This window comes from Halomonas sp. OfavH-34-E (genome assembly GCF_024124525.1).
In the GTDB taxonomy this organism is placed as follows: domain Bacteria; phylum Pseudomonadota; class Gammaproteobacteria; order Pseudomonadales; family Halomonadaceae; genus Halomonas; species Halomonas litopenaei.
In genome coordinates, this window is the sequence record NZ_JAMXRY010000082.1 from 1 (window position 1) to 11,829 (window position 11,829).

Sequence of the window (11,829 nt, forward strand, 5' to 3'; positions counted from 1 at the left end):
CGTCGGCGCCCTTGGCGACGACCCGTGGTGCGCCCATGCTGCCTTCGCGGTAGCTCAGCGCCACCGCGTAGTGGGTGGGGTTGGTGACCACCACGTCGGCGTCGGGCACCTGGCTCATCATGCGGCCTCGGGCCATGGCCTGCTGCTGCTGGCGGATGCGGCCCTTGACCTGGGGGTCGCCCTCGGACTCCTTGTGCTCCTGCTTGATCTCTTCCTTGCTCATGCGCAGCTTCTTGGCGTGGCTCCATAGCTGGTAGGGCACGTCGATCAGGATCACCACCACCAGGGTCAGCACCATCAGCGCGCTGGCCTCGGCGGCCAGCTTCATCGATGCCGCCAGCGCCGCGGCGATGGGCAATTCCATCAGGCTCAGCGCCTCACCCCGATGCAGGTAGACGAAGCCCAGGCCGACCCCGCCCACCAGCACCGACTTGGCGATGGCCTTGCCCAGCTCCGCCAGGGCCTGGGTGGAGAACATGCGCTTGAGGCCCTTGACCGGGTTCAGCTTCGACGCCTGGGGCTTGAGCGCCTTGGCCGACACCAGCCAGCCGCCGAGCAGCGCCGGCGCCACCAGCGCGATCAGGGTCAGCAGCAGAAACAGCGGAATCAGGCTAAGCAGGGTGCGACTGCCCAGGTCCAGCGCCTGGGACAGCATCGGCATGGTCTCCATGGCCTCGCGGCGCTCGAACAGGAAGGCCTGCTCCATCACGCTGCCCAGCTGGCCGTAGAGCATGGCACCCATGGACCACAGCCCGACCACGCCGCCGAGCAGCAGCATGAAAGTGGCGAGTTCCCGCGAACGCGCTACCTGGCCTTCCTCGCGCGCCTTCTCAAGGCGTCGCGGGGTGGCCTCTTCGGTCTTTTCCTGATCGCTGGAGCTGTCGGCCATGGGGGATCAACGGGCACAAGTTCTGGTATGGCCCATTGTCCCTTGGGCAGGCCAGTTCAAAGGCCCGAAAAGGTGACGAGAAAGAGGGCTTACCCCCTGATGGGGGAAGCCCTGTCTGATCCCGGGAAGGGATGGTAGGCGCGCGGCCCTCTGCGAGGCGGCTAGAAACCCAGTTCGTCGAGCAGGTCGTCGACCTGATCCTGGCTCGCCACCACGTCGCTGCTCTCAGGCTTGACCTGGGGGCCGTTGAGCAACGAATCCTCGTTGCGCCGGCGCAGGCTGTCACGGGCTTCGCTCTCGGGCACGCTGTCGATCAGCACTTGCACCAGCTGGTCCTCGATCTCGCGGATGACGTCCATCATGCGCTTGATCACCTGGCCGGTCAGGTCCTGGAAGTCCTGGGCCATCAGGATCTCCAGCAACTCCTTCTGGGTGGCCTGGGTGTTCTCCGGCACCATCGTCAGGTAGGCACGGGTGTCGCTGACCAGGTCGCGGGCCTCGTCGAGCTCCTTGGGGGCGTCGAACCACTGCTGCCAGCGATCGTCCAGCGCCTTGGCGTGTTCGCTCAGACTATCCTGCAGCGGCTGGGCGCGGTCGATGGCGTTGAGCGAGCGTTCTGCCGCCTGTTCGGTCATGGTGGCAACGTAGCTAAGGCGGTCTCGGGCGTCGGGGATGGCCTCTGCGGCCTTTTCGATCTCCTTGTCCAGGCCCAGCTCGCGCATGCTTTCACGCAGCATGCGGGTCAGTTGGCCGATGCGCTGGACCAGGTCGTCGCCCTGGGCGTTGGGCCCGGGGGCGGCGCTGGCGATCTGCTGTTGTGTCATCGTTGTCTCCTCGTGGCGCCAGGGCGTCACATACCGAGCTTTTCGAAGATCTTGTTGAGTTTTTCTTCGAGGGTGGCGGCGGTGAACGGCTTGACCACGTAACCGTTGGCGCCGGCTTGCGCCGCGGCGATGATGTTTTCCTTCTTGGCCTCGGCGGTCACCATCAGGACCGGCAGTGACTTCAGGGCATCGTCGCCACGGATGGCCTTGAGCATCTCCAGGCCGTCCAGGTTGGGCATGTTCCAGTCGGAGACCACGAAGTCGAAACCGCCTTCACGCAGTTTTGCCAGGCCGTCCTGGCCGTCCTCGGCCTCTTCCACATTGGTGAAGCCCAGCTCCTTGAGCAGGCTGCGCACGATGCGGCGCATGGTGGGAAAGTCGTCCACCACCAGGATGCGCATGTTCTTGTCGGCCATTGATACGGGTCCTCGTCGTCGTTATCGCTTGGGGTGGAGGCCTAGAAGGCCTCCCATTCGGTTTCGTCGTGTCGCTGGCTCGCGCGGGCCTCGGGCTCGCGGCGACCATCGCTGCTGTCTGTGCTGCGGCCATCGTTATCAAGGTCGTCAGGGCCGCTGCCAGTTCTCGCGGTCAGCGGCTGCCCCGGCGCGCTTGACGGCATGTCAGGGCCATCTGTCTCGAGCCCTGCTGGCAGGCGGAACACTTCCACCTCGGCGGCCAGCTGGCGCGCCTGCAGTGCCAGGTCTTCGGCGGCGCGTGACACCTGCTGCACCAGCGAGGCGTTCTGCTGGGTGGTCTGGTCCATCTGTACTACCGCCTGGCCGATCTGTCCGATGCCGTCGCTCTGCTCGCGGGAGGCCACGGCGATCTCGTCGACGATGTCGAGCACCCGGCGCACCGAGCTGACCACCTCTGCCATGGTCTCGCCGGCCTGGCGGGCGAGTCGGGTACCACCGTCGACGCGGCTGGTGGAGGTCTCGATCAACGACTTGATGCGACCGGCGGCCTCGGCGCTGCGACTGGCCAGGCTGCGGACCTCGCCGGCGACCACCGCGAAGCCGCGGCCCTGTTCGCCGGCCCGTGCCGCCTCCACCGAGGCGTTGAGCGCCAGGATGTTGGTCTGAAAGGCGATGGCATCGATCATCCCGGTGATCTCGCTGATCTGGCGCGAGTCCTGGCTAATGGTTTCCATGGTCTCCACCACCTGGCTGACCACCTGGCCACCCTGTTCGGCAGTGGTCGAGGCCTGGCTTGCCAGATGGCGTGCCTGGCCGGCGTTGTCGGCGTTCTGGGACACCGTGGTGGTGAGCTGCTCCATGCTGGCGGCGGTCTGTTCGATGGAGGCCGCCTGCTGTTCGGTGCGGGTCGCCAGATCGACATTGCCCGAGGCGATCTCGTGGCTGCCGCTGGCCATGCGGGTGCCGCCCCGGCGAACCTCGCTGACGGTCTGGCCAAGCTTGTGCTGCATTTCCTGCATGGCACGAAATAGCTGGCTGATCTCGTTGTCGCCCCGCACCTGGATCGGTCGCGACAGGTCGGCGTGGGCGATGGCGTCCAGGCTCTCCACCGCCCGTGCCAGCGGCTTGATCACCAGGCTTTTCAACAGCAGGTAGGCGCCGGCGATGGCCAGCAGGATCATCGCCAGGGCCGCCAGCTCCAGCCCGCGGTCCAGGCGTGACTGACGCTCGAAGTCGCTGACGATGGTGTTGCCGCGGGCGTCGGCGTAGCTGCTGAACGCATCGAGTGCCTGGTTGAGCTCGGCAAGTTCGGGGGCAAGCGCCAGGCTACCGGCCTCGAAGCCTTCGCTGTTGCCCTCGCGCAGTGCCTCGATCAGCTTGACGGCGCCGTCCATGACCACCGGGTAGCGGTCCTCGATGCGCCCGCCGACGGCCTCGCCCTGGGGGGTGCGCGGCACCGCTGCGAAACGGTCGAAGTGGGACTCGGCACTGACGATCAGCTCCTGGGCCTTGTCCAGCCGATCCAGTTGCTGGCTGGTGGCGGCGACCTCGATCTCCAGCAGTGCCTCATTGAGCAGGGCGTCACCGCGATTGACCGCGTTGAGCTGCTCGACGTTGATGCGGTTGAGCAGCGACAGGGTGTCGGCAGCCTTGTGACTGCTCAGCATGCCGATCCCCAGGCCGATGACCGAGGCGACCAGCAGGCTGGCCAGCATCACGACCATCAGGGTGTGCAGGCGAATATTGCGTAGTAGTGACACGGTGAACTCCTTGAGCGAATACGCCCGTCCCTGGGCGACCATCAGACGCGCTGGGCACGGCCAGCGGCGGCGACCAGCGCGAGAATCCTCGGCGCCACTTCAGGCAAGGCGACGGTTTCGTCCGCCCCTCCCAGGGCGATGGCTTCCCGCGGCATGCCGAACACCACGCAGCTGGCTTCGTCCTGGGCCAGGGTGGAAGCGCCGGCCTGGCGCATCTTCACAAGGCCGGCGGCTCCGTCCTTGCCCATGCCGGTGAGCAGTACGCCCACCGCGTTGGCGCCCGCCAGGCGTGCCACCGAGTCGAACATCACGTCCACCGAGGGGCGGTGGCGATTGACCGGCGGTCCGTCGTGCAGCCGGGCGATGTAGTTGGCGCCACTGCGGGCCAGCTCCAGGTGCATGTCACCCGGGGCGATGTAGGCGTGGCCGGGCAGCAGGCGCTCGCCGTCGCTGGCCTCCTTGACCGAGATCTGGCACAGCCGGTCCAGGCGCTCGGCGAAGGAGCGGGTAAAGCCGCCGGGCATATGCTGGGTGATGATGATGGCGGGGCTCGCCGCCGGCAGCGGCTCGAGCACCTGGCGGATGGCCTCGGTACCGCCGGTGGAGGCGCCGATGGCGACCAGCTTCTCGCTGCCGATGATGGGTGCCGACAGGCGCCTGGGCGGCTCCTGGTTCGGTCGCGTCTGGCGGGGGCGCGAGCGTGCCGCGGCGCGGATCTTGGCGGCGATGTCATTGGCGTAGTCGAGCATGCCGTCGCGGATGCCCAGGGTCGGCTTGGCGACAAAGTCCACCGCACCCAGCTCCAGCGCGCGCAGGGTGATGTCGGAGCCGGCCTGGGTCAGCGACGACACCATCAGTACCGGCATCGGGCGCAGCCGCATCAACCGCTCGAGAAAGTCGAGGCCATCCATGCGCGGCATTTCCACGTCCAGGGTCAGCACGTCCGGGTTATGGCGCTTGATCAGATCCCGCGCCACCAGCGGATCGGGCGCCACCGCCACGACCTCCATGTCCGCCTGGGACTGGATGATTTCCTTCAACAGGTTGCGAATCAGGGCCGAGTCATCGACGCACAACACCTTGATCTTGGGGGCGCTCAAGCAGCTCTCCTAGGGGGATGGGCCAGTATCTGTGTTATCGGCTGCCGGGGAGGGATCTTTAGGCGTCGTTCAGCGCCCGGCCAGTCGATAGACGGTCTGGCCACGCAGACGGAAGGCGTCGCTGATCTGGGAGAAGTTCTCTGAATGGCCGGCGAACAGCAGGCCGTCGGGCTTGAGCAGCGGTGCAAAGCGTTCGAGGATCCGCGTCTGGGTCGGCTTGTCGAAGTAGATCATCACGTTACGGCAGAAGATCGCGTCAAACTTGCCTTCCAGGCCCCAGCTCGGGGCGAGCAGGTTGAGCGACTGGAACGCAACACGTTGGCTGACGTCGGGATGAATCCGCGCCATGCCCTCGTGGCGGCCCTTGCCGCGCAGGAAGTGGCGCCGCTTGAGGCCCTCGTCCAGCCGCGCGAGCTGCTCGATGCTGTAGACCCCGGCGCGGGCCCGGGCCAGGGCGTCGGTGTCGATATCGGTGGCGATGACCTCGAACTTGCCGGTATTGCCGCTGAAGGCGTCGCTCAATGTCATGGCGATGGAGTAGGGCTCCTCGCCGGTGGAGGCGGCGGCACACCACACTCGGTAACCGCCGGTACGGCCACTGGCGTGCTCGGCCAGCAGTGGAAAGTGGTGGGCCTCACGGAAGAAGGCCGTCAGATTGGTGGTCAAGGCATTGGTGAACGCCTCCCATTCCCTGGCATCCGGACGTCGTTCGAGTCTTTCCAGATAGTCGCTGAAGCGGGTCAGACCATGATGGCGCAGGCGCTTGGCCAGACGGCTGTAGACCATCTCGCGCTTGTGCTCGGCCAGCACGATGCCGGCCCGCTCATGGATCAGCTGACGAATGCGGCTGAAGTCGCGCTCGGTCAGCAGCAGGTCACGCTCGAGCGAGGGGATCCCCTCGCTCGTGCTCCAGCTGCCTGGTGGTGCCAGGGGCTCGTTCAAAAGGCTTCCCACTCCTCATGGTGTGTCTGGGTGGCTGGCGCCGGCTCGCGTCGCGGCGCACTGTCGTCGGTGCGTGGGTCCTGACGCTCGCGCTTCTCGCTCACCGTTTCCTGGGCCGAGCCCTTCAGGCGGAAGGCGCGAATGGCGAAGGCCAGTGCCTCGCTGTGGGCGCGCAGCTGGTAGGCGGCGGCGGCGGAGGTCTGGACACGGGCGGCGTTCTGCTGGGTCACCTGGTCCATCTCGGTCACCGCCTGGTTGATCTGGACGATGCCGTTGCTCTGCTCGTTGGAGGCGGCGGTGATCTCCGCCATGATGTCATTGACCCGGGTGGTGGCTTCCATGACCTCGGTCATGGAGGCTTCGGCCTGGCGCACCAGCTCGGCGCCGCCGTCGACCCGCTGGTTGGCGTCGTCGATCAGCCCACGGATCTCGCTGGCGGCGTCGGCGCTGCGGCCGGCCAGCTTGCGCACCTCGCCGGCCACCACCGCAAAGCCACGACCCTGCTCGCCGGCCCGGGCGGCTTCCACCGAGGCATTCAGCGCCAGGATATTGGTCTGGAAGGCGATGGCATCGATGGTGGAGATGATCTCCGCCATCTTGCGCGAGCCCTCGGTAATCTCGCCCATGTTGCCCACCAGGCGCTGCATCAGCTCGCTGGTGGCCTGGGTGCGCTCGGCGTTGTCCGAGGCAAGACCACTGGCCTGACGCGCGTTGTCGCTGTTGTGGGCGACGGTGGTGGTCATCTCTTCCATGCTGGCGGCGGTCTGCTGCAGCGACGACGCCTGCTGCTCGGTACGCGCCGACAGGTCCTCGTTGCCCCTGGCGATATCGGCTACCGCCGGGGTGACCTGGCCGATGGCCTTGTTGACGTCGCCGATGATGCTGCCGAGGCTCTTGCGCATCACGTCGAGGCCGGCGATCACGCGGCCCATCTCGTCGCGCCGGGCGCTGGGCACTTCGGCGCCCAGGTTGCCTGAGGCGATCTGCAGGCTGAAACGCTCCACTTCGCGCAGCGGCTTGAGCATGGCACGCAGGGTCAGGCCACCGATCAGCACCAGCAGCAAAAGGCCCGCACCGAGCACCCCGGCCAGCACCATCAGCATGGTCTGCTGCATCTGACTGGCTTTTGCCGCCAGGGCGTTGGCGGCGGCCTGCTTGTCCTGGATCAGGGTGGTGACCCGATCGGACAGCGCCTTGCCCTCGGCCTCTACCACGCCGATGTGGTTGGGCAGGGCGACGAACACCTCATAGCTGTCTTCACCCGTGAGGATCTCGATCGACTTGCCCAGGGAGTTCTCCAGGTACTCATTGAGCTGGCGCTCGAAGATGTCGGCCAGGGCGGTCTGGTTGACCTCGCGCTCGCGATAGCGCTCCCACAGTCCGCCGAGGCTCTGCTGGATCACCGAAAGCTCGGCGGCGTGCTCCTCACGCTTGTCCATCAGCGCCATGCGCTCCTTGCCCACCAGCGACGAATACCCCTGGGTGATCAGTTGATCCATGCGCTGCAGGCTGGCCACGTCCTGCAGGCCGTCCTGGTGGATGGACGCCAAATAGCCCACCGACTGACGCTCGGCGTAGAGCCCGATCGCACCGCTGGCCGCCAGCAGCACCGCCGCCACCCCGATCAGCCCGATCAGACGCGCCTTCATGCTCTTGAGGTTCAGCCGTCCCAGGGCGCCGAAAAGCCCGCGCCGGCGCAGCTGGCCCTGGCGCAGGGCGTAGCGGGGGCGGCGCTTGCCGGCGCGGTAGTCGGCGTAGGCGCGCTCGGCCAGGGCGATCTCGTCACTCGACGCCTTGACCCGCACCGAGGCGTAGCCGACCACCTCGCCGCCCTCTTCCAGCGGCGAGACGCTGGCCCTGACCCAGTAGTAGTCGCCGTTCTTGCGGCGGTTCTTGACCAGCCCCTGCCAGGTCCTGCCGGCCTGCAGGCACTTCCACAGGTCGGCGAAGGCGGCCGGCGGCATCTCGGGGTGGCGCACCACGTTATGGTGTTCGCCGATCAGTTCGTCGCGGGCAAAGCCGCTGACCTCGACGAAGGCCGGGTTGGCGTAGGTGATCCGGCCCTGGAGGTCGGTGCGGGAGATCAGGAAATGATCGTCATCGAGCACGAATTCCCGCTGGGTGGTCGGTTGATTGTTTCGCATCTTGCCCCCTGCATGGTCGTTTTCTTGTGTGGTTGTCGCGGGTGCTGCCCGAGGTCATTAGGGGTGTCCCCGGGCAGCCCTGAGTGAGGTCGTCAGAACGACTCCCACTCGTCGTCGCTGCCGCTGTCGTGCTGGCTGGTGCTGGTACTGGAGTTGCTGTTGGTCTGGCCGGCTCCGGGTCTTTGCCCGGCGTGGCGGCTGGCCTCGGCGTCGCGCTGGCTCGATCGCAGTGCCGGCATCCAGCGGGCCAGTTCGTCCTGGCTGTGGTCGGCATCGGCCCCGCTGTCGGCCAGCTGGAAGCGGCTCATGGTGGCGGCCAGACGGCTGGCCTCGGCCTCGAGCTGGTTGGAGGCCGAGGCGGCCTGCTGCACCATCTGGGCGTTCTGCTGGGTCACCTGTTCCATCTGGTTGATGGCGTCGTTGACCTGGCCGATGCCGTGGCTCTGCTCGCTGGTGGCCGAGGCGATCTCGTCCATGATGTCGCTGACGCGAGCGACCGAGGTGACCAGTTCCTGCATCACCTGGCCGGCCTCATCCACCAGTTCGGTGCCCGAGCCGACCTGATTCAGCGAGGCGTCGATCAGCTCGCGAATCTCCCGTGCCGCCTCCGACGAGCGGCTGGCCAGCTTGCGCACCTCTTCGGCGACCACCGCAAAGCCGCGGCCGTGCTCGCCGGCACGCGCCGCCTCCACCGAGGCGTTCAGCGCCAGGATGTTGGTCTGGAAGGCGATGGCGTCGATGGTGCCGACGATGTCGGCGACCCGATGAGAGCCCGAGCGAATGTCGTGCATGGTGGTGACCACGCTTTGCATCACCTCGCCGCCGCGGCCGGCGGCGCTGCTCGCTTCGTTGGCCAGTTGGCTGGCCTGGCGGGCGTTGTCGGCGTTCTGGCTGACGGTGGAGGACAGCTCCTCCATGCTCGAGGCGGTCTCCTCCAGCGACGCGGCCTGCTGTTCGGTGCGGGCGGACAGGTCGTTGTTGCCGCCGGCGATATGCTGGGCGCCCTGGTAGATCAGGTTGCCGCTGTCGCGTACCGCGCCCACGGTGCCGGCCAGCCCCGCCTGCATCTTGGCCAGCGAGGCGTAGAGACGGCCGATCTCGTTGTTGCCGCGCTCGGGAATCTGCAGGTCCAGGCGGCCGGATTCCACCGCCTCGAAGTAGCCGACCAGCCGCCCCAGCGGACGAATCACGTTGACCGTGACACCCCAGAGCACGCCGCCGATGGTCAGGGCGGCGACGATCAGCACGGCGACGATGGCCCACTGCAGCAGACCCATGTTCTCGAGGAAGGTGTCGTAGAGCGCGGCGCCGTTGCTCTCGGCGGCGACGAAGAAGTCCACGGCTGACTGGTAGAAGGCGTCGCTGAGCGCGATCAGGACTTCACGATTCTGGGTGAAGGCGTCGGTGTCGCCCTCTGCCAGCGCCGCCCGCTGCGGGATCAGCCCCTGGTCGATCAGGGCGCGGAAGGCCGCTTCCACCGCGGCGATGCGCTCGGCCTGTTCGGGGCGGCTCGGCAGCGCCATGAACTCGGCGAAGGTGGCCTCCAGGGTGGCCAGGTCGTCGTCGAGGGCAGCCGCTGCCTCGATCAGCGGTTCCCGCTCTTCCGGCCACACCGCGTCGAGCAGTCCGGCCTGGATGTCGCGCAGTTCGAGCTGCAGGAACAGTTGCTGGGAGTTGGCCCGGTTGAGGGCGGATTGCTGGTCGACGTTGACCTCGTTCAGGCGCTGGATCGAGTCTTCGCTGAGCGAGGTGATATAGAGGCCGAGGGCGCTGAGCAGCGCCACCAGCAGGGCGAAGGTGCCCAGTACCAGCGTCCAGCTCAGCCTTACCGTCATGTCATTGAGTCGCTTCACGTGCCTTTCCTGTACGGGCGTCGTTTCAAGGGTCCAGGGACCGGATAGATCGGGAGTAGAGGGCGTCAGGCGCCGTCACCGGCGTGTTCGACCAGGGCCATTTCGTCGCTGGTCAACAGCTTGTCGATGTCCACCAGCACCAGCATGCGGTCCTCGAGGCTGCCCAGGCCGCTCAGGTAGTCCGACGACAGGGTCACGCCGAACTCCGGGGCCGGCTTGATCTGTTCCGGGGCCAGGGTCATCACGTCGGATACCGCATCGACCACGATGCCCACCACGCGGGTGCCCACGTTGACCACGATCACCACGGTCTGGCCGCCGTACTCGACCCGCTCCAGGCGGAACTTGATGCGCAGATCGACGATGGGAACGATGACCCCGCGCAGATTGGTCACGCCCTTGATGAAGGCCGGGGCATTGGCGATGCGGGTGACGTTCTCGTAGCCGCGGATCTCCTGGACCTTGAGGATGTCGATGGCGTATTCCTCGTCGCCCAGGGAGAACACGAGGAATTCACGATGGCTCAGGTCGGTGGCCGCCTGTGCTGCCAGATCGGTGTGCTGGTTCATGCTGAAAGGTCCTCCGTCAGGGGCTGGGATTCAGGCAAAAGGTGGGCGCCGCGAGTATCGTGATGTCGTCGCTGTTTCTTCTCGCGGTCGAGGCGGTGCAGGTCGGCGATGTCCAGGATCAGCGCCACGCTGCCGTCACCCAGGATGGTGGCGGCGGACACGCCCGGCACTCGCCGGTAGTTGGTTTCCAGGTTCTTGACCACCACCTGCTGCTGGCCGATCAGGTCGTCCACCAGCAGGGCGTAGCGGCGCCCTTCGCCCTGGACGATGACGGCGATGGTCTCGGTGATCTCGGTGCGGGCGTTGGCCACGTCCAGCGCCGAATGGACCGCCACCACCGGCAGGTACTCGTCGCGCACCTGCAGCACCTGGTCGTCGCCGGCCATGGCGTAGAGGTTGTCGCGGGAGGGCTGCAGCGACTCCAGCACCGCCGACAGCGGCAGGATGAAGGTCTCCTCGCCGACCCGAATCGACATGCCGTCGAGGATCGCCAGGGTCAGCGGCAGCACGATGCGGGTGGTGGTGCCCTGGCCCTGGCGCGACAGGATCTCGACGTGACCGCCCATGGCCTGGATGTTGCGCTTGACCACGTCCATGCCGACCCCGCGGCCGGACACGTCGCTGACCTGGGCGGCGGTGGAGAAGCCGGGGGCGAAGATCAGCTGCCACACCTCGTCATCGCTCATCGCGTCGGAGACGTTCAGGCCGCTTTCGCGGGCCTTGGCCAGGATGCGCTCGCGGTCCAGGCCGGCGCCGTCGTCGATCACCTCGATCAGGATGTTGCCGCCCTGGTGCTGGGCCGACAGGGTCAGCCGCCCGGTCGCCGGCTTGCCGGCGGCAAGACGCGCCTCGGGCGACTCGATGCCGTGGTCCAGGCTGTTGCGTACCAGGTGGGTCAGGGGGTCGATGATGCGCTCGGTCAGACTCTTGTCGAGCTCGGTGGACTCGCCCTCGGTGGTCAGCTCCACGTCCTTGTCGAGCTTGGAGGCCAGGTCGCGGACCAGCCTTGGGTAACGGCTGAAGACGTAGTCCATCGGCACCATGCGGACCGACATCACCGCCTCCTGCAGATCCCGCGCATTGCGCTGCAACAGACTCATGCCGTTGAGCAGGCGCGGATCGGCGGCGGCGTCGAGCTCGCTGACGGTCTGGTCGAGCATCGACTGGGTGATGATCAGCTCACCGACCAGGTTGATGATCTGGTCGACCTTGTCCACCGAGACGCGGATGGAGCTGGCCTCCTTGACCGGCTTGGCGCTGGTCTTGCGCTGCTGGCGCGGCGGGGACGAGCCGGCATCCGCGGTCGTGGCAGCCGTGGTGGCGGGGGCAGTG

General features: G+C 67.0%; 10 protein-coding genes. All 10 read right to left on the bottom strand.

The annotated features are described in order from the left end of the window. The coding region (locus NH448_RS22310) for a flagellar type III secretion system protein FlhB (RefSeq protein WP_253029488.1) at positions 1–889 on the bottom strand (889 nt) is incomplete at its 3' end. Positions 890–1,050: 161 nt separating this feature from the next. Beyond that, a complete protein-coding gene (gene cheZ / locus NH448_RS22315) occupies positions 1,051–1,713 on the bottom strand; it encodes a protein phosphatase CheZ (protein WP_045992352.1) in 663 nt (220 codons plus the stop codon). Between the two features lie 26 nt (positions 1,714–1,739). Then, positions 1,740–2,129, bottom strand: coding sequence for a chemotaxis response regulator CheY (gene cheY / locus NH448_RS22320; protein WP_045992353.1), 390 nt, complete (start codon positions 2,127–2,129; stop codon positions 1,740–1,742). A gap of 41 nt (positions 2,130–2,170) precedes the next feature. Further along, positions 2,171–3,889 (bottom strand): methyl-accepting chemotaxis protein, encoded by a 1,719-nt coding sequence (locus tag NH448_RS22325; protein WP_052704318.1) that lies wholly within the window; start codon positions 3,887–3,889, stop codon positions 2,171–2,173. 41 nt (positions 3,890–3,930) lie between these two features. Then, positions 3,931–4,989, bottom strand: coding sequence for a chemotaxis response regulator protein-glutamate methylesterase (locus tag NH448_RS22330; RefSeq protein ID WP_045992355.1), 1,059 nt, complete (start codon positions 4,987–4,989; stop codon positions 3,931–3,933). A 69-nt stretch (positions 4,990–5,058) separates the two neighbouring features. Next, on the bottom strand, positions 5,059–5,931 hold the full coding sequence (locus NH448_RS22335; protein WP_045992356.1) for a CheR family methyltransferase: 873 nt from the start codon (positions 5,929–5,931) through the stop codon (positions 5,059–5,061). Continuing rightward, positions 5,928–8,075, bottom strand: a complete 2,148-nt coding sequence (locus NH448_RS22340; protein WP_045992357.1) for a methyl-accepting chemotaxis protein — start codon at positions 8,073–8,075, stop codon at positions 5,928–5,930. The genes NH448_RS22335 and NH448_RS22340 overlap by 4 nt, the downstream gene beginning before the upstream one ends. Positions 8,076–8,167: 92 nt before the next feature. Continuing rightward, entirely contained in the window at positions 8,168–9,928 is a 1,761-nt protein-coding gene (locus NH448_RS22345; RefSeq protein ID WP_045992358.1) for a methyl-accepting chemotaxis protein, read from the bottom strand. Between the two features lie 65 nt (positions 9,929–9,993). After that, entirely contained in the window at positions 9,994–10,497 is a 504-nt protein-coding gene (locus NH448_RS22350; protein ID WP_045992359.1) for a chemotaxis protein CheW, read from the bottom strand. Then, a partial coding sequence (locus tag NH448_RS22355) for a chemotaxis protein CheW (protein WP_253029489.1) occupies positions 10,494–11,829 on the bottom strand: 1,336 nt, incomplete at its 5' end. The genes NH448_RS22350 and NH448_RS22355, both read right to left, overlap by 4 nt.

Coding starts and splice junctions, on each gene's coding strand:
- cheZ (WP_045992352.1), bottom strand. CDS start 1,713: ATGACACAACAGCAGATCGCCAGCGCCGCCCCCGGGCCCAACGCCCAG.
- cheY (WP_045992353.1), bottom strand. CDS start 2,129: ATGGCCGACAAGAACATGCGCATCCTGGTGGTGGACGACTTTCCCACC.
- NH448_RS22340 (WP_045992357.1), bottom strand. CDS start 8,075: ATGCGAAACAATCAACCGACCACCCAGCGGGAATTCGTGCTCGATGAC.
- NH448_RS22350 (WP_045992359.1), bottom strand. CDS start 10,497: ATGAACCAGCACACCGATCTGGCAGCACAGGCGGCCACCGACCTGAGC.